Origin of the sequence: Arthrobacter sp. SO5 (assembly GCF_020532805.1) — a bacterium.
GTDB lineage: Bacteria > Actinomycetota > Actinomycetes > Actinomycetales > Micrococcaceae > Arthrobacter.
In genome coordinates, this window is the sequence record NZ_MQTQ01000035.1 from 1 (window position 1) to 16,345 (window position 16,345).

General features: G+C 67.6%; 15 protein-coding genes. 10 read left to right on the forward strand and 5 right to left on the reverse strand.

What is annotated here, in order from left to right:
* Positions 1 to 690, forward strand: a 690-nt coding sequence (locus tag BJG92_RS05880; protein WP_232083092.1) for a DnaJ C-terminal domain-containing protein, incomplete at its 5' end; no start/stop codon positions are given.
* 15 nt (positions 691 to 705) lie between these two features.
* Positions 706 to 1,134 (forward strand): heat shock protein transcriptional repressor HspR, encoded by a 429-nt coding sequence (locus BJG92_RS05885; RefSeq protein ID WP_232083093.1) that lies wholly within the window; start codon positions 706 to 708, stop codon positions 1,132 to 1,134.
* Between the two features lie 99 nt (positions 1,135 to 1,233).
* Here the strand turns inward: BJG92_RS05885 and BJG92_RS05890 are convergent, their stop codons facing one another.
* Positions 1,234 to 2,022, reverse strand: a complete 789-nt coding sequence (locus tag BJG92_RS05890) for a GNAT family N-acetyltransferase (protein WP_232083094.1) — start codon at positions 2,020 to 2,022, stop codon at positions 1,234 to 1,236.
* A 127-nt stretch (positions 2,023 to 2,149) separates the two neighbouring features.
* Between BJG92_RS05890 and BJG92_RS05895 the strand changes: the two genes are divergently transcribed.
* The 4 genes from BJG92_RS05895 (at position 2,150) to BJG92_RS05910 (ending at position 5,418) form a co-directional block, all read left to right on the forward strand.
* Positions 2,150 to 2,302, forward strand: coding sequence for a hypothetical protein (locus BJG92_RS05895; RefSeq protein WP_232083095.1), 153 nt, complete (start codon positions 2,150 to 2,152; stop codon positions 2,300 to 2,302).
* Between the two features lie 130 nt (positions 2,303 to 2,432).
* The gene (locus BJG92_RS05900; RefSeq protein WP_232083096.1) at positions 2,433 to 2,636 is read left to right on the forward strand and encodes a hypothetical protein; all 204 of its coding nucleotides are present in this window, start codon (positions 2,433 to 2,435) and stop codon (positions 2,634 to 2,636) included.
* Between the two features lie 172 nt (positions 2,637 to 2,808).
* Complete coding sequence (locus BJG92_RS05905) at positions 2,809 to 3,207, forward strand: hypothetical protein (RefSeq protein WP_232083097.1); 399 nt, start codon at positions 2,809 to 2,811, stop codon at positions 3,205 to 3,207.
* Between the two features lie 234 nt (positions 3,208 to 3,441).
* A complete protein-coding gene (locus BJG92_RS05910; protein ID WP_232083098.1) occupies positions 3,442 to 5,418 on the forward strand; it encodes an FAD-binding monooxygenase in 1,977 nt (658 codons plus the stop codon).
* A gap of 207 nt (positions 5,419 to 5,625) precedes the next feature.
* On the opposite strand, the gene BJG92_RS05915 is transcribed toward BJG92_RS05910, so the two are convergent.
* A complete protein-coding gene (locus BJG92_RS05915; protein ID WP_232083099.1) occupies positions 5,626 to 9,108 on the reverse strand; it encodes a DEAD/DEAH box helicase in 3,483 nt (1,160 codons plus the stop codon).
* 229 nt (positions 9,109 to 9,337) lie between these two features.
* Between BJG92_RS05915 and BJG92_RS05920 the strand changes: the two genes are divergently transcribed.
* On the forward strand, positions 9,338 to 10,222 hold the full coding sequence (locus tag BJG92_RS05920) for a hypothetical protein (protein ID WP_232083100.1): 885 nt from the start codon (positions 9,338 to 9,340) through the stop codon (positions 10,220 to 10,222).
* A gap of 83 nt (positions 10,223 to 10,305) precedes the next feature.
* Here the strand turns inward: BJG92_RS05920 and BJG92_RS05925 are convergent, their stop codons facing one another.
* Positions 10,306 to 10,854, reverse strand: coding sequence for a hypothetical protein (locus BJG92_RS05925; protein ID WP_232083101.1), 549 nt, complete (start codon positions 10,852 to 10,854; stop codon positions 10,306 to 10,308).
* A gap of 200 nt (positions 10,855 to 11,054) precedes the next feature.
* Here BJG92_RS05925 and BJG92_RS05930 point away from each other — a divergent pair, with 200 nt between their 5' ends.
* From BJG92_RS05930 to BJG92_RS05940, 3 genes are all read left to right on the forward strand, one after another.
* Positions 11,055 to 11,555 (forward strand): sigma-70 family RNA polymerase sigma factor, encoded by a 501-nt coding sequence (locus tag BJG92_RS05930; protein ID WP_232083102.1) that lies wholly within the window; start codon positions 11,055 to 11,057, stop codon positions 11,553 to 11,555.
* Positions 11,552 to 12,241, forward strand: coding sequence for an anti-sigma factor (locus tag BJG92_RS05935; protein ID WP_232083103.1), 690 nt, complete (start codon positions 11,552 to 11,554; stop codon positions 12,239 to 12,241). The genes BJG92_RS05930 and BJG92_RS05935 overlap by 4 nt, the downstream gene beginning before the upstream one ends.
* A gap of 108 nt (positions 12,242 to 12,349) precedes the next feature.
* Positions 12,350 to 14,080: a hypothetical protein gene (locus BJG92_RS05940; protein WP_232083104.1), complete on the forward strand. Its 1,731-nt coding sequence runs from the start codon at positions 12,350 to 12,352 to the stop codon at positions 14,078 to 14,080.
* A 15-nt stretch (positions 14,081 to 14,095) separates the two neighbouring features.
* On the opposite strand, the gene nagA is transcribed toward BJG92_RS05940, so the two are convergent.
* Together nagA and BJG92_RS05950 are read right to left on the reverse strand one after the other, a co-directional pair.
* Positions 14,096 to 15,415 (reverse strand): N-acetylglucosamine-6-phosphate deacetylase, encoded by a 1,320-nt coding sequence (nagA, locus tag BJG92_RS05945; RefSeq protein WP_232083105.1) that lies wholly within the window; start codon positions 15,413 to 15,415, stop codon positions 14,096 to 14,098.
* A 60-nt stretch (positions 15,416 to 15,475) separates the two neighbouring features.
* Positions 15,476 to 16,294, reverse strand: coding sequence for a DUF1206 domain-containing protein (locus BJG92_RS05950; protein ID WP_374199762.1), 819 nt, complete (start codon positions 16,292 to 16,294; stop codon positions 15,476 to 15,478).
* Between the last annotated feature and the right edge of the window lie 51 nt (positions 16,295 to 16,345).

Below are 16,345 nucleotides of genomic sequence, written 5' to 3' on the forward strand. Positions count from 1 at the left end.
GGCTTCGAGGACCTCTTCGGCGGGCTCTTCACCGGCGGCGGGGGTCGCCAGTCCGGCGGCTACAGCACTTCCGGCGGCATTCCGCCCGAGTTCGCAGACCTCTTCGGCGGCGCCGGCGGCGGCCAGTCGTTCCAGCGCACCCCGCAGAAGGGTGCCGACCGCACGGCGTCCACCAGCATCTCCTTTGCCGGTTCCATCCGCGGGACCACCATAGGCCTGCGCGAGCCGGACGGCGAAGTCATCGACGTCCGCGTTCCGGCCGGGATCAAGGACGGCCAGAAGGTCCGTGTCCGCGGCAAGGGCCAGAACGGGCCCGCGGGCTACGGCGACCTCATGGTCACAGTCTCGGTGAAGGCACACGATTTCTACGTGCGCGACGGCGACAACCTGCGCATCCATGTTCCGGTCACTTTCCCCGAGGCGGCCCTCGGCGCCGACATCGAGGTCCCGACCATCGACGGCGATACCGTCAGGGTCCGCGTTCCGGCCGGAACGCCGTCGGGCCGGACCCTCAGGGTCAAGGGCCGCGGCGTCAGGCACTCCCGGGCCACCGGCGACCTGCTGGTGACGATCGACGTCGCCGTTCCGCGGAAGCTGGGCAAGGAAGCGGAAGAAGCCGTCAAGGCGTTCGCCGCCGCCACCGCCGGCGAGGATGTCCGCGCCGAACTGGCTGCCAAAGCCCGGCTCTAGGAACGCGTCCCAGCCATGGCCATCGAGTTCGACTTTGACCAGCCGATCTTCGTCATCTCCGTCGCCGCGCAGTTGGCGGACATGCACCCCCAGACGCTGCGACAGTATGACCGGCTGGGCCTCGTCTCGCCGAGCCGCGCGCCCGGAAAATCGCGGCGGTACTCGCAGCGTGACGTGACCTTGCTCCGCGAGGTCCAGCGCCTTTCGCACGAGGGCGTCTCGCTCGAGGGCATCAAGCGGATCCTCCAGCTGGAGAACCAGGTGGCGGCCCTGCAGCGCCGGGTCAGTGAGCTGACCGTGGAACTAGAACGCCGCCCGCGGGCCCTGGATTCCCGCATTTTCGCCGCCGGAACCGCCGGCGACGTCGTCAGCATGGCCCGCGGCAAGCGCCCCCGCGCCCGTTCGCAAGCCCTCATGGTGTGGCGTCCCCGCGGGACCGAGTGACGACCGGCAGTGCTCAACGACGCTCGCAAGTTCTGTCCGGGCGGAGAGAAGACGCCGGACGCCGGACGCCGGACGCCGCCCGCCGCCATGGTCCTGGTTTCAGCGCCGCCAGTGATAAGGGGTTGTTGTTGACACTCTGAGCAGCCCGTACCGTTCCAGGATCGGTCGTGAGCATGCGGTTGAATCGCTGTGGATGAGTGTCTTTCCCAGTTTCAGCGCGGCCCGGGCCCGGGCCGCGGTGACGGCCCGGTAAATCCCCTGACCGCGCCATTCCGCGCGCGTGGCCCCGCCCCAGATTCCCGCGAATTCCGTATCCGGGACAGGCTCGAGTCGGCCCGCACTGATAATCCGCCCCTCGTGTTCGGCAACCCAGAGTTCCATCCCGCCGTCGACTTCGATTCGATGCAGCAGTGTTTCGGCGTTGTGATCGGACACAGGATCACCGAAAACTTCGTCCTGCATGGCGCTCATGGCGCGGATATCCGGTTCATCGGTGACTCTGCGCAGCGTGACCCCGGAGGGAAGTTGCACAGCGGCATCCAGGGCGCTGGCTTGACCGATCATGACCGACTCAGTCTCATCGGGCTCGAATCCGTTCTCCATCAGTGCGTCATGGAGTCCGGGAGCATGATCGTGACCCCGGGTCTTCCACTCCACCCGCACGATTGCGGGATCCAGGCGGTAGGAATTCAGCGCTTCGCCCACCCATTGCGCGATTGTTTGAGCGCCGGCTCCGTCGAGGTCTTGATATGTCACGAAACCCCGGCCGCCAGCGAACCTCACGAGGCGCAGGGGCCCGAGCCGATCAACGGCGATCGCGCCGGGAGTCTCCGCATCTGTCCGGAGTTGGTGGTCGTACGCCGCCAGAAGCTGCTGTGCAGAGGTCATAGGCCTCCAAGGTACAGCCGCCGGCTTCGCCGAGCGAGGATCTCCTGCGGGTAGGTCGAAAGACGCCTACGATGACCGTAGGCGTTCAGCATCGGCCGCATGCGGGACACGGCACCACGGGGGATACATGCTCCACGAAGACTCAGGACAAGACGACCGCGAGCACAGGACAGCGCCGTTTTTCCAGCGCGTGTGCCTGTTCTTCCTCGTCTACCCCGAGCTGCTGGTCATCCTCGTTATGGTCATCCTCGCTCTCACCGGCCTCGCGGTTTCCCGCTGACATCGAACCCTCAGAGGACCGCCCGCGAACCCATGAAGTCCAGATACGATCCCCAGCCCGCCCGAACCGCTAAACTGTGACCATCCGCAGCGCATGGCCGGATCCCGGCACGAAGGGCATGGAGAGCACGATGACCGAGAAACTGCACCTCACCCCGGACGACGACTTCCCGGAGGACCTGGACAAGGTCCCGGATCCAGAACTCCAGGTGCTGGACAGCCAGGTCCAGCGCCAGCTCGACTACGAAATCGTGGCCGAAGGCGAACCGAACCCTGAAACAGAGTTCCGCCACTACGAGCTCGACGAAGAATTCGACGACCGCGACAAACGCTAGCGCCGTCGTCCAAGTAGTCCCGGGCCGAAAAGACGAGTACCGCCACCGCGTGACTTCCCGACATCCAGGGCCTTTGAATTGGGCTACGTCCAATTGTCGGGGGGCAATGAGTGTTTGATCCAAAGAGTCTACGCACGTCCGGATCCGCAGCGGCTGCCGTCGCGGTGACATCGTGAGCTCGGGACTGCAGGCGGTCGCCGGCTTCGCTGGGTCCCTGCCCGGCTCGATTCTGATCTCGCTGGGCCAGACGCTGGTGTTGACGTGCGTCTGTTTCGACATGGTCCGCGTGGTGTCCTTACCGCGGTCCCACCGGCGCTATGTGGCCAACACCGTATTCAGGACCCTCGTATTGCCGGCGATTCTGAGCATGGCGGCCAACGTGCTGATCGATGCGGCCCGCGGTGCATGGCTGGAAGTGGCCGCAGGCGTCTTTATCCTGGTGGTCGTCATTTACCGGTGGCGCGATACCACCGACGAGGACAGCTGGTGGACGGGCAGGGGCAAGAAACTGGCCATCTGGTTCCGCAGCCAGACCGCCTCCCGGTCCGTGACAGCGACCGCCGCGGCCTGAACCGCAACGCGGGGTCATTCCGCGCCCATCCCGAGGGGTTTTACCGGCGCGAAGTGACCCCGCGTTGCTGTGGAACGTCAACCCGCGCTTCCGGATTGCTCAACGTGCTTGTAACCCACGTCATATCTGCCGTACAGTGTGGGATCAGCACGCTATTTCTATTATCGAACATCAAGTTCTATTATCGAACACCCCGACGGCGGCAGACGCCACACAACGAAGTGAGGAAAGCCCGTGCAGTTTCACCATCACGGTTACGTATCCGGTGACCCGCGGGTCCAGCCGGCCGCCGGCGTCGGAATTGACCGGCCCGCCCAGCTGCCTGACGAGGTTGACGTGCTCATTGTGGGCACCGGACCTGCTGGCGTTGTGACCGCCGCGCAGCTGTCCCAGTTCCCCGGCATCACCACCCGGATCGTGGAGCGCCGCGGCGGGCGGCTCCCGATCGGCCAGGCCGACGGCATCCAGGCCCGGAGTGTCGAGACTTTCCAGGCCTTCGGCTTCGCCGAGCGGATCACCGCCGAGGCGTACCGCATCACCGAGATGGCCTTCTGGAAGCCGGACCCCGCCGAGCCGTCACGGATCGTCCGTGCCGCCCGCGCCGTCGACGACGCGACAGGGATCAGCGAGTTCCCGCACCTCATCGTCAACCAGGCCCGCGTCCTGGATTACTTCGGCGAGTTCATGGCAAACTCCCCCGCCCGCATGTCGCCCGACTACGGCTTGGAATTCCGGGGCCTAGAGGTCGACGACGAAGCGGAGTACCCCGTCACGGTCACCCTCGTCCACACCGCCGGCCCCGACGAGGGCCGGGTGCGCACAGTCCGGGCGAAGTACGTCGTCGGCGCGGATGGCGCCCGGAGCAAAGTGCGGGAGTCGATCGGCTGCACGCTCGCCGGCGACCAGGCCAACCACGCCTGGGGTGTCATGGACGTCCTCGCCGTCACGGACTTCCCCGACATCCGCACGAAATGTGCCATCCAGTCCGGCACGGGCGGCAGCATCCTGCTGATCCCGCGGGAAGGCGGCCACCTCTTCCGCATGTACGTCGACCTCGGCGAGGTGGGCCCGGACGACAACGGCGCCGTGCGCGCCACCACCATCGAGCAGATCATCGCCCAGGCGAACGGGATCCTCCACCCCTATACACTCGACGTCCGCAACGTCGCCTGGCACAGTGTGTACGAGGTCGGCCACCGGCTCACGGACCGGTTCGACGACGTCCTGCCGGACCAGCGCGGCACGCGCACGCCGCGTGTTTTCATTACCGGCGACGCATGCCATACGCACAGCGCCAAGGCGGGCCAGGGCATGAACGTCTCCATGCAGGACGGCTTCAACCTCGGCTGGAAGCTCGGGCACGTGCTCGAGGGCCGCGGCCCGGAGAGCCTGCTGTCCACATATTCGGCCGAGCGCCAGGTTATTGCGAAGAACCTCATCGACTTCGACAAGGAGTGGTCGACGCTGATGGCGAAGCGGCCCGAGGAGTTCAACAGCCCCTCCGAGCTGGAGGACTTCTACGTGAGTACCGCCGAGTTCCCGGCCGGATTCATGACCCAGTACGCCCCCTCCATGCTTATCGCCGCGCCCGCCCACCAGGATCTGGCCACCGGGTTCACCATCGGCAAGCGCTTCAAGTCGGCGCCGGTCGTCAGGGTGTGCGACGCCAACCCGGTGCACCTCGGCCATCACGCCACGGCGGACGGCCGGTGGCGCATCTACGTCTTCGCCGATGCCGCGGCCCCCGATGCCGCGGCCCCCAGCGCCGGTCAGCAGAGCACCGGTCGGCAGAGTATCGGGCAACAGACAACGGCGTCGCCCGCCGCCGAGTTCGCCGAATGGATCGCCGGGGCACCGGACTCGCCGCTCGCTGAGACGCCCGAAGGGGCCGACCGCGACGCGTGGTTCGACGTGAAGGTCATCTACCAGCAGGACCACACGGGCATCGACATCGGGGCGGTGCCGGCGGCGTTCAAGCCCCAGGTGGGGCCGTTCCAGCTCACGGACTACGAGAAGGTCTACGCCGCCGACCCAGAGGCGGACATCTTCGAGCTGCGCGGGATCGACCGCGGCGGCGTCGTCGTGGTGGTGCGTCCGGACCAGTATGTGGCCAACGTCCTGCCTCTGACGGCGACGGCGGAGCTCGGCGCATTCTTCGGGCCCCTCCTGCGGGCAGGGCGTGCGCCCGAATTCCAGGAGCAGGCGGGCTAAGCGCCGACGCGGTTCCCGGACCCTCCCGGGGGCCGGGTCCGGGTCCGGCCGCCGGTAGCTGGGATGGAGCGTAGTCTCCGCTGCGGGAAACGTCCCATGACGCGGCAACGGCCCGGCGCTACGGCAATACCCGCAGCGCTGGGCCTTTTGCGCGTCACCAGCCCGGATCCGCAGCGAATGTGGCCCCGGGCCGGCGGCTGAACCGCGTCAGTCGTTGAAGAGCCCGGCCAGGTCCTCTGCCGTGAGCGCGCCGCCGGTGAGGGAGTCGCCCTCCATGACGTCGGCGAACAGTTGCGACTTCCTGGCCTTCAGCGCCATCACCTTTTCCTCGATGGTGTCCTTGGCGACCAGCCGGTAGACCATCACATTCCGTGCCTGTCCGATCCGGTGCGTCCGGTCCACGGCCTGGGCTTCTGAGGCCGGGTTCCACCACGGATCCAGCAGGAAGACGTAGTCCGCTTCCGTCAGGTTCAGCCCGAAACCACCGGCCTTGAGGCTGATCAGGAACACGGGCGCGGCGCCGTTCTTAAACTCGTTGACGACGTCGGTGCGGTTGCGGGTGCTGCCGTCGAGGTAGCAGAACTCGATGTTTTCCTCGAGGAGCCGTTCCCGGACCTTGCCCAGGAACCCGGTGAACTGGCTGAAGATCAGCGCCCGGTGGCCTTCCGCAACAAGGTCTTCCAGCTGCTCGAACAGCACATCGAGCTTGCTGGAGCGCACCCCGGAGAGCGAGGGATCAATCAGCGAGGGATCCAGGCTGAGCTGCCGCAGCAGGGTCAGGGACTGGAAGATCGTGAAGCGGTTCTTGTTGACGTCCTCGATCAGGCCCAGGATTTTCTGCCGCTCGCGCTGAAGGTGGGTCTGATAGACCTTTTGATGGCGCGGATTCAGTACCACTTCCAGGATCTGTTCCTGCTTCGGCGGCAGGTCGTGGATGACCTGCTCCTTGGTGCGCCGCAACATCAACGGGCGGACCCGGCGCCGGAGCTTGTCCAGCTGCGCCTTGTCCCCGTTCTTTTCCACCGGCTTCTGGTAGTACTCTGCGAACCGCTTGGGGCTGGAGAAAAGCCCGGGCGCCACGATCGAGGTGAGTGCCCAGAACTCCATCAGGTTGTTCTCCAGCGGGGTGCCGGTGATGGCCAGTTTGAAGACCGCGGGGAGTTTCCGGGCGCACTGGTAGGCCTTGGACTGGTGGTTCTTGACGAACTGGGCCTCGTCCAGGACCAGGCCGGCCCATTCCCGCGAGGAATAGGCGTCGTAGTCGATCCGGAATAGGGCGTAGGAGGTGATGATGATGTCTGCGCCCGCCATCGCCTCGGTGGGGTCAGAGCCGCTCTTCGCGAACGTCTCGCCGATGGCGCGTACCGTCAGGCCGGGGGCGAACCGCGCCGTTTCGGCCACCCAGTTCCCCACGACACTCGTGGGGGCAATGACGAGGAACGGGGCAGCACCGGCGCCGGCGCCGGCAGCGGTGGCGGCTGCAGCCCCGGCGTCGGACGCTGCTTCCTGCCCCACGGCCGTGTCCTTGGCGGCGCAGATCAGTGCAAGCGCCTGCACCGTCTTGCCCAGGCCCATGTCGTCAGCCAGGATGCCGCCCAGTCCGTGCCGGTAGAGGAAGCTGAGCCAGTTGAACCCCTCGAGCTGGTAGGGGCGCAGCTCGGCATTGAGGGTTGCCGGCAACGGCAGGCCCTTAACGCCGCCTTCCAGCAATCCGCCGACGGCCTCGCGCCATGCCGCCGCCTGCTCATCCACGATGCCCAGTTGCGCGAGTTCGTCCCAGAGCCCGGCCTGGAAGCGGCTGATCTGCAGCGGGGCGTCCTTGTTGTCCTGCAGTTCCCGGGCCTCTTCAATCAGGGCCCGCAGCTGGTGCAGTTCGGGGAGGTCCAGGGAGAAGTAAGCGCCGCTGGGGAGCAGCATCTTGGTCTGGCCGGCCGCCAGGGCTGAGAAAACGGCTGCGAAGGACACCGGCTGGCCCTCGAGGGAAATCTGGATGCCGAGATCGAACCAGTCCCGCTGCTCGGTGGCCTTGGTGGAGATGGACACCACCGGCGCCTCTTCGGCCTCGCGGTAATCGGCGATCTCGCCGGCAGTGTCCACGGCGACGCCGGGCACGTCGCGGAGCACAGGGAGCAGCTCTTCGGTGAAGGCCAGGGTGTCGAGTCCGCTGAGTTCCGCCGAACCGGCCAGCCTCGGCGTTCCCCAGCCGCCGGTGGCCGACTCGCCCAGGGCCGCCACAACGTCCCACGGCTGCCCGACCGCGTCCAGGATGCGGGCCTCGGCGGGGTCGTCCCGGTAGCCGTGATCGCCGGGGTGGCGCCACAGCGGCTGGGCCGTGACGAGGGTGCCGGCCTTGTAATGCCATTCCCAGTGCAGCCGGACCCGGTGGTCCGCGCCGTAGTTGGCCAGTAGCGACAGGGTGGGAACGGCCAGCTGGGGCAGCTCCACGGACTCATCGGAGGCTGTGACCCGGGCGCTCTGCTTGAGCTTGGGGTAGAAGCCGGTCAGGAAGCGGCTTTCATCCCGGGCCGGTATGTGCAGGGTGGTGCCGGCGGTGACGAACGTCAGCAGTTCCTCGCTGAGCCCGTTTTCGAGCGGGGCGAGGGTGATCACCGAGTCGGCGGGGGCGACGCCGGGCAGGGCGTCTCCTCCGGAGGTGAGGAAGATCCCGTGGGCGGGCCGGCCGATGGTGCCGACGGATGCCGGATCCACGACGACGCCCTCGACCGTGATGGTGGGTGCGAGCGACAGGCCACCGTCGTCGTCCCCGGCTGCAGCGGACGGTATAGCGGAGCCGGTGTCTTCGGCGGGAACCGGTGCGGTGCCGAACCGGGCCAGGTTCAGCCCGACGGCGGCCGGCTCCTCCACGAGCCGGACGGGTTCGTTGCCGCGGCTGTGGACCAGCGCGACGCCCATTTTCTGCGCCTCGGCCAGCAGGCTCCACAGGTTCTTGCCGGCATAGGTGTTCAGCCCCAGCCAGAGTCCGGTACCGGTGTGCTGGCGGTTGGCCAGCGCCGTGTGGGCGGCCAGGAACTCCTGCATCCACTCGACATGTGCCTCATTGCACTCACGCCGGTAATTCAGGTAGCTCAGGGTGTTCCAGGAGACATCGCCGCGGATCCATTTGCCCTTGGCGCCCATGATCACGGGCCGGGCCTTGAGCTGGCGGACGCTGCGGAGCGGGTCCCGCCGGCCGGTGTAGGAGAAGTGCGGGGCGGGTTCCTCGACCTCGAACTGGAGGGCCAGCGGGATGCCGTTGGTGGACTGGGTGATCCCGGGCCGGACGATCAGCGGGTTCAGGGCCAGCTCCCAGTCGGGAACGGCCACCGCCGGGGCCTGCCGGGAGAGCCGCGTCGTATCGGCGGGGGCAAGCAGCTGGACGCGGGTGGCCGGGTTGTCCTCGGCCGCGAACAACAGTGCGGCCACGTGCTTGCAGTCCTTTCGGACCGGGCAGCTGCAGACGCCCACGGTGCAGCTCCAGCCGCCTGCCTTGCGGACCAGCTTCGCCGTCGTCGAATACGGCACCTCGGAGCCGCCGCGCACCTTGCCGAGCATGAGTCCGGTGGCGGCGTCGAAGGAAATACCGGAAACGCGGCTCCCCATGGCGTAGGCAAGTCCGGCCGCAAGGGAGCGGTCGTTGATCGCGGGGGTCTGAATTGCCAGGGCCGCACTCTCGTCCGGATGGGATGGCATGGTGCGCGCTACTTTCGGCAGTTGGTCATCTGCTCCATCTTAGCGAGCTTGGAAGAGGCCCCGGACCTCGTGGCCCGGCTATGTGGAGAACGATGCCGGATGGTACGGGGACGGGCGGGACACCAAAACTTCGCCGGACGTTCAGCTCCGGCTCAACCGTGGGCCGGCCGGTGCGACGTACGTTGAAGGGGTCTGAAGTGCCACCCGCCTTACGCAGTGAGGATTTTCCATGAGCAACGGCCTTTCCACTACACCTCCCGTTACGAACTACGCACCGGTCCTGACCCGTGAGGGCATCAACGGCAGCGACGCCGACGTCGTGGACGCAAATGTGGACGTGGTCAACGCCATGTATGCGGAGCTGCTGGACATCGGGGAAATCGCCCCAAGCGCCCTGCGCAGCTACTACGTGGACTTCTACCTGACCCAGTCCCTAGGCGGAGGCTTCGCGCAGTACGTCTTCACGGCACCGCAACGAGAAGAGATCGACAGCTACATCCGGGCGGGGCTCGCGGACATGGGCGCGGCTGCGCACCTCGATCTCTTCAACCGCACGGTGGAGGCCTTCGACTCCCTCTCCGAGGAGGAGGAAGACGCGTATCTTGACGGCGACGCGGACCTGGAAGAAGCCGCGGGCGCGGCGCCGGCCGCGGCGGTACAGCTGCTCGAAGAACTCGACACGGACTTCGAGGCGCTGCTGGAAACCGAGGACCTCACCGCGCTCAACGCGGCATGGCTCCGGGGCCTGCCCGATCTTCTGGTCATGGCCGAGGAGGACCTCGAGCAGCACATCGCCGAGCGCGTATCGCGGATTCCCAACCTGGCCGAGCGCCAGGCCGAGGCGGCGGAAGACGAGCTCATGAACGCCCCGGAGTTCGAGCTAATCATCCGCGAACTGTGCGACGTGGCCGGCCACACGCTGGTGAAGATCACTATGGGCGACCCCAACTATGACCGGAACGGCGAGACCGCCCTGGCCTGGCATTTCACCACGGACCAGGGCGAGTACCTGATGGTGGAAGACGATGATGAAGCATTCATGATCCACCCGGACAGCAAGGAGATTGTGGCCGCAGTCGAGTTCGCCGAGGCGGACAGCGACGCTGTCGGCTAGCTGCTCGGGGGGCAGCGCCCCGGCTGTGAAGCGCTGATCCCCACGCCGGGGGCCGCCGAACCCGGCAGCGGTGCCTGCCGTCCCTAGGACCCTGCCGGCGTGGTGATCATCTCTCCGGACGGTGCCACTAGGTACCAGACGCCGCCGACGCCCTGGCCCAGGATGTCGCCGGGCGCCTTGTCCTTGACGTAGTAGTACACCGGCATCCCGTTGATGGTCACTTGCATCTTGCCGTCAGGGGAGGTGATGGTTCCCACCTTGCCCGTAACGCCGTCGACCGTGGGGGTGGCCGAGGTGGCGACGACGGGGGGCCAGGCGGTCAGGCAGCCGCCGACGCACGCGCTGACGCCCGAGTCCTTGAGGTCCTTCGTGTAGTAGTAGACGCTCAGGCCGTTGCTGGCGACCACGATCTGGCCGAGCTTGGACGAGGCGACCTTGAGCTCCGCCGCCGCCGCTGACGCGGAGGAGGCCGCCGGAGCCGAACTGGCCGCCGGAGCCGAACTGGGAGCCGCGCTGCCGGACGCCGCCGCAGCCGGTGGGGTCGAGGTGGAGGTGCCGGTGCTGCCGGCGCAACCGGAGAGTAGTCCGGCGAGGGCGAAAGCGGACAGGCCAATGCTGAGGTGCTTTTTCATCTGCTGCTCCTTGACTCGTACCGGCCCACTCAAAGACCGGCGCTAACCGATAGGACGCCGTGCGGTGAAGAATGGTTCACAGCGGGTGGCGTCGACTTCGGCGGCACGTGCTGGCGCTGCTGGAGAGTGCTGAACTTTTGCGGCGGCCCGTACGTCTTAGGGGGCAGTGGGGCAGGACGCCAGGAGTCGGGGAGGTTGGCATGGCGCTGGATGAAGACGTGGTGGCAGCGATGTACCGTGACCACGGGACCGCCCTCCGGCGCTTCGTCCTCAGCGCGTCCCGGGATCCGCAGCTGGCCGATGACGTTGTGCAGGAGACTGTGCTGCGCGTCTGGCAGCAAGCGCCCCAGATCACGGGCAGCCTGCGCAGCTATCTGTTCAGGACCGCCCGCAACATCATGATCGACAACTACCGGAAGGCCCAGCGGCGCCCCCGTGAAGCCACCGAGCGTGATCTGGCAGACCCGGCCGATGGTGCCGAACGCATTGACGAGCTCCTCAACCGGGTCCTCATGGAGGAAGCGCTCCTGCGGCTCAGCACTGAGCACCGGGATGTCCTCATCGCGCTTCATTACCGCCGTCATACGGTCCAGGAGGCATCAATCAGGTTGAACATTCCAAGCGGCACAGTGAAGTCCAGGGCGTTTTACGCCGTGCGGGCGCTCCGCACGATCCTTGAGGAGATGGGGGTGCAGCGGTGAACCAGACTGGACTGCATCAACTGCTCGGCGCCTACCTGCTGGGCGGTCTGGAGCCTGCCGAGGCCGCCCAATTCGAGCAGCATCTGACGACGTGTTCGGACTGCCGGCAGGAGCTCGATGAGCTGGCAAGCCTCCCGGCCCTGCTGGATGCGATCCCCGTGCCCGACGCCGTCGCCCTCGGCGCTGCCCCCACTGCGGCGGCCGGCCGTGAACCGCGAACGGCCCTGCCCGTCCCGGTTCCGGTGCCGCGGAGGCTGCTCGATGAACTCTCCGCCCGACGCCGGAAAGCGCGTCGCCGGTGGGCTGCGGCGGCGGCCGCCGCTGCTGCCGCGTGCCTCGCGCTCGGGGTCCTGTCCGCACCGCTGCTTAGCCCGCCGGCCAAACCCGACGCCAGCTATTCGGTGCAGGCCAGCGACGGGCTGCAGGTCACCGTGGGTCTGGTCAAGAAGACCTGGGGAACGGAACTCGCGGTCGATGGCCGCAGCCTGCCGGTGGACGGCACGTTCTCGCTCTGGGTCAAGGACCGCGACGGCGGCGAGGACCGCGCCTGCGCCTGGACGGCCACGCCCAGCGGCAAGGTCAAGATCACCGGCGCCACCCCTGTGCAGCTCGCCAGCATCGCCGGCGTCGAGATGCGGAACGGGGAACAGCAGACCGTCGCCGTCATCGCGGTGCCGCAGGGATAGCCGGATTCCCCTATTTTGTCTGACCCCGCTGCTGTACTGATGGTGGGGGAGCGATCAGGTTCCCCTCAGCTGTGGCTGCAGGGCCGCACCGGCGATGGGGGATTCGTTATGGAACAGGCATATGTGGTTGTCACCTCGGGGAAAGACCTCGCGCTGCGCCTGATGGCGAACGGACGGACCAAACCTGCGGCCGTGGTCTCCTGGCATCCGGAGCAGCGTCGTGACCAGATCGACGTCGAGCACATCGCCCGGGAAGTCGGGGGTCTGGCCGACGTCTTTTGGCTGGAAAACGGGCCGGAAAGTTACGCCTTTGGAGACAGCCTTCCGGCCGGGGCGCACGTGTTCGGAAACGCCGCACGGGTCTACTCGGAGGACCTTCGCTGGCTGCGCGACGTGCACCGGAGCCCGCTGCGGATCGCGCGGGACGGCCAGTCCGCGGTCCGCGCGGCCGAAGACATCATCGAGGACGTCCTGAGCCTGATTGCCGTGGTTCCGCAGCAGGAAGCGCCGGTCCGCACTTTGCCGCGGCGTGTCCGGGGCGCCGTCAAGTTCTTCACGAATGCCGGGTCCCGCGCCGTTGTCGAACTGGGCGACGGCAGTTGCTGCACCATTCAACGCGAACACGTGGTCCCGCCTGTTCGACTCGACTGGATGCTCTCCCAGGGACAAAATGTTGAAGGTCTCCTCAATGAAGAAGCCAGGACCCTGGACATCAACGCCCTGTTGACCCCGCCCCGGCTAGCTGCCCTGTACCAGCCCGGGGATCTGGTCCTGGCACTGGCCGAGGAAGTCTGCGCCTCCAGCGCGAAACTCACGCTCTACCCCGGTTCCACCTGGACCGTGGGCGCGCTGCGGATATCCTCGAATCCCCTCGACACCGTGGACAGCCTCGTCACGGAAGGCGAAGTCGTGGTGGCCCGGTTCCTTCGCGAGAAGGGGGCAGTGGCGCTGTCCCTCATCGATGTGGACGATGACGAGGACGTTAAGGAGTCGCCAGCGCTGCTCACGGGCGGAACCCCCTGGTTGCGGGCCGGCCGGCATCTGGCCGAACGGGCCGCCGTGACTGCCGTGACGCCTCCTGACACAGGCGCCGCGAGGGATGATCCCGCGCCCGCGGCGAAACCCGCAACTGCGCTGAGGTCAGCGCTGCTGCAGCTCGACGCGGAACGGCGGAAGGTGGCCGGCCTCCAGGAACTCGTGGCGTCGTCCGGCAAAGCCGGGGCCGAGCTCGTGAGCCTCCATCAGTCCCATGATGACCTGAGGCAGCAACTGGAGGCCGAACTGGCGCTTGCGGACGAGCTCCATGGCCAGTTGGAGGCGGAGGGGAGCCGCGCGGACAAGCAGTTGGAGGAACTCAGGAACCTGCGCACGCGCAAACGGGAAACACAGCGGGCGCTCCAGCGTGCGGCCGCCGAATCGGACGGGTTGTTCGAGACTCCGGCGGAACGCCTGAGGCACGACGTCTACCTTTCCTGGGTGAAGAGCACCCCGTCGGCGGACAAGGCCCGGCTGGCGTTGCCTCTTCACTGGACCGCGGGCCCGGACTTCGCGGACACGCTCTATTCCTTCACCGAGCCCGGCGTCGTGAGTAAGGCGCTCAAGGCCGTGGCCGAGGTCCTCACCGGTGCTGCCGAGCGGAACCCGGCCCGGGAACTCCACGCGTTGCGGGTGAACTCCGGCGGCGACTCTCCCCAGGTCGTGCGGGCGGACGGTGCCAGATGCTTCCGTGCTGCGGTCGAAAAGAAGGTGGCATCGGCGCGGCGGCTGCACTTTTGGCGGCTTCCGGACGGGACCATTGAGCTCTCGCGCGTCGTGGTCCACGACGACTGCAGGCCTTAACGGCACGTACACAGCTCAGATGCCGGGACGGGTCAGGACCCGGCCCGCGCGCAGGACCGTGTGCAGGCCGAAGCCGCCGTCCACCGCCACAACGTCGGCGCGCCTTCCCGTTCGCAGGCTCCCGGCCTCACCGTCCAGCCCCAGAATCCTGGCGGGGACCAGGGTTGCTGCCTTCACCGCATCGGCGGGACTCACGCCGGCTGCAATGGTCCGGCGCACCACCTCAAGCAGCGTGGCCGTGCCGCCGGCGAGGGCGCCGCTCCCCGGCAGGGACGCCACGCCGTCGCGCACCACAACGGCGGAGGGCCCGAGTTCAAAGTCGCCGTCGGGCAGCCCGGTTGCTGCCATGGAATCCGTCACGAGGGCGATGTTGTCGGCGCCCACCAGCTCGAAAACCATCCGGACGGTCTCAGGGTCGAGGTGGACGCCGTCGCCGATGAGCTCGACGGCGATGGCGCCGGCGGCGGCCAGGCGCAGGCAGGCGGCGACAGGTCCGGGGCTCCGGTGGTGCAGGGGTGGCATCGCGTTGAACAGATGGGTCACAGTGGGCCGGGCGGACGTCCCAAAGGGCCCGGCCCTGCCGGCGTCGCTGGCCACCGCAAGGAGGTGTGCTGCCGCCGTCAGGGACGCGGCGGCGGTGCGGGCATCCGCGTCGGTGTGGCCCAGTGAGGGCGTGACGCCATGCTGGGCGAGCATGGTGACCAGTTCGCCGGCGCCGGGCAGTTCGGGAGCGTAGGTCATGGTCTTGAGGGTTCCGCCGGCCGCCGCCAGCATCTCGCGGAGGAGTTCGAAATCGGGGTTGCGGAGCCACTCGGGGTTCTGCGCTCCGCAGCGGGCGGGGGACAGGAAGGGGCCTTCGGAATGGACCCCTGCGATGAGGCCTTCGGACGCCAGGACCCGCAGCACGCCGAGTGCGCGCAGAAGCTCTTGACCCGAAGCGGTGACCAGGCTGGCCAGCAGGGTTGTGGTCCCGCTGCGGTGCAGGAACTCCACGGCGTCCCGGCAGGCCTCGCTGTCCGAGGTGGGGAAGCCGGCGCCGGCCGCGCCGTGGCAGTGGAGATCGATCAGGCCCGGGAGGATCAGGCCATCCGGCGGGAGATCGAGTTCCACTGCGCTGTCGAACGCTGCGCCGTCGAACGCTGCGCCGTCGAACACTGCGCCGTCGAACACTGCCTGAGCGGTGGCGTTGAAGCCGGTCCGGGGCCCGGCATAGGCGATCCGGCCGCCGGCCACGGCCACGACAGCGTCAGCGTAGCTGAACCCGTCTGTCAGCATTGTCCCGCGCAGGATGTAGCTTTCACGGGGTGCGGCCTCGGAGGGAACGGGGCTGTTCATGGGGGCCTTTCGGGTCCGACGCGCGGCCATACCGGGTGGCGGTGGCTCCGCCGTCTGCCGCTACATCTTGGCGAGTTTGGCGCGGACCACCATGAAGACGCCGTAGCAGATCAGTCCTGCGCCCACGGCGGCCAGCATGTAGATGCCGAACGGCTGCTCGCGCAGGGCCTTCAGCCCGCCGTCGAGTCCGGTTGAGTCCTCGGGGTGCGCTGTCACCGTGGCGAGGACCACCAGCAGCCCCGCCAGCAGCAGGGCGATGCCCTTGGCCACGTAGCCCGCCACGCCCAGGACGGTCAGCGCCGTGCGTGCCTTTTCCGAGGCCGGAAGCCGGAGGTACTTGAGGAAGGACTGGCGGAAGCCCCGGACGGCGTAGATGATGCCCGTGACGGCAATCCCGGCACCGGCGGCGAGCAGGAGCGCGTATCCGCCGGGGGCCTGCATGACGGCGACGGTGAGGTCGCTGGTGGAGCGGCTGTTCTCCTTGCCCGCTCCCATGGCAAAGGACGCGAAAGTCACGGCCAGCCCGGCGTAGACCACGGCCTGGAGGGCGGCTTTGAGTTTCTTCCCGAGTTTTTTCTTGGCGGGCAGATGGTCAAAATCGAAGATGGCGTCGCTGGTCTGCCAGAGGGCCAGGGCCACGCAAGCCGCAAACGAGACCCAGAGCAGAAGGGGCCCCGCCGGCTGGCTGGCCAGTTGTTCCACGGCCCCGCTGACGTCCGCCTGGCCCTGGCCGCCCATGGCAAGCCGGATCGCGACCAGGCCAATCAGGAAATGCAGGAGGCCGCTGACGGCGAAGCCCGCCCGCGCCACCACCTCCAGCGGCCTGGAATTGGTGAGGTCTTCCGCCGCATCAGCGGCACCCTTGAGTTCTCTTTTGATGGTCGGTCCTTCAGATGGCTCTGCTCGTCAGCCGGAAGCGAGTCCCGGCGC

Coding starts and splice junctions, on each gene's coding strand:
- BJG92_RS05930 (WP_232083102.1), top strand. CDS start 11,055: ATGGCGCTGGATGAAGACGTGGTGGCAGCGATGTACCGTGACCACGGG.
- nagA (WP_232083105.1), bottom strand. CDS start 15,415: ATGAACAGCCCCGTTCCCTCCGAGGCCGCACCCCGTGAAAGCTACATC.
- BJG92_RS05900 (WP_232083096.1), top strand. CDS start 2,433: ATGACCGAGAAACTGCACCTCACCCCGGACGACGACTTCCCGGAGGAC.
- BJG92_RS05925 (WP_232083101.1), bottom strand. CDS start 10,854: ATGAAAAAGCACCTCAGCATTGGCCTGTCCGCTTTCGCCCTCGCCGGA.
- BJG92_RS05885 (WP_232083093.1), top strand. CDS start 706: ATGGCCATCGAGTTCGACTTTGACCAGCCGATCTTCGTCATCTCCGTC.
- BJG92_RS05915 (WP_232083099.1), bottom strand. CDS start 9,108: ATGCCATCCCATCCGGACGAGAGTGCGGCCCTGGCAATTCAGACCCCC.
- BJG92_RS05890 (WP_232083094.1), bottom strand. CDS start 2,022: ATGACCTCTGCACAGCAGCTTCTGGCGGCGTACGACCACCAACTCCGG.
- BJG92_RS05940 (WP_232083104.1), top strand. CDS start 12,350: ATGGAACAGGCATATGTGGTTGTCACCTCGGGGAAAGACCTCGCGCTG.
- BJG92_RS05920 (WP_232083100.1), top strand. CDS start 9,338: ATGAGCAACGGCCTTTCCACTACACCTCCCGTTACGAACTACGCACCG.
- BJG92_RS05895 (WP_232083095.1), top strand. CDS start 2,150: ATGCTCCACGAAGACTCAGGACAAGACGACCGCGAGCACAGGACAGCG.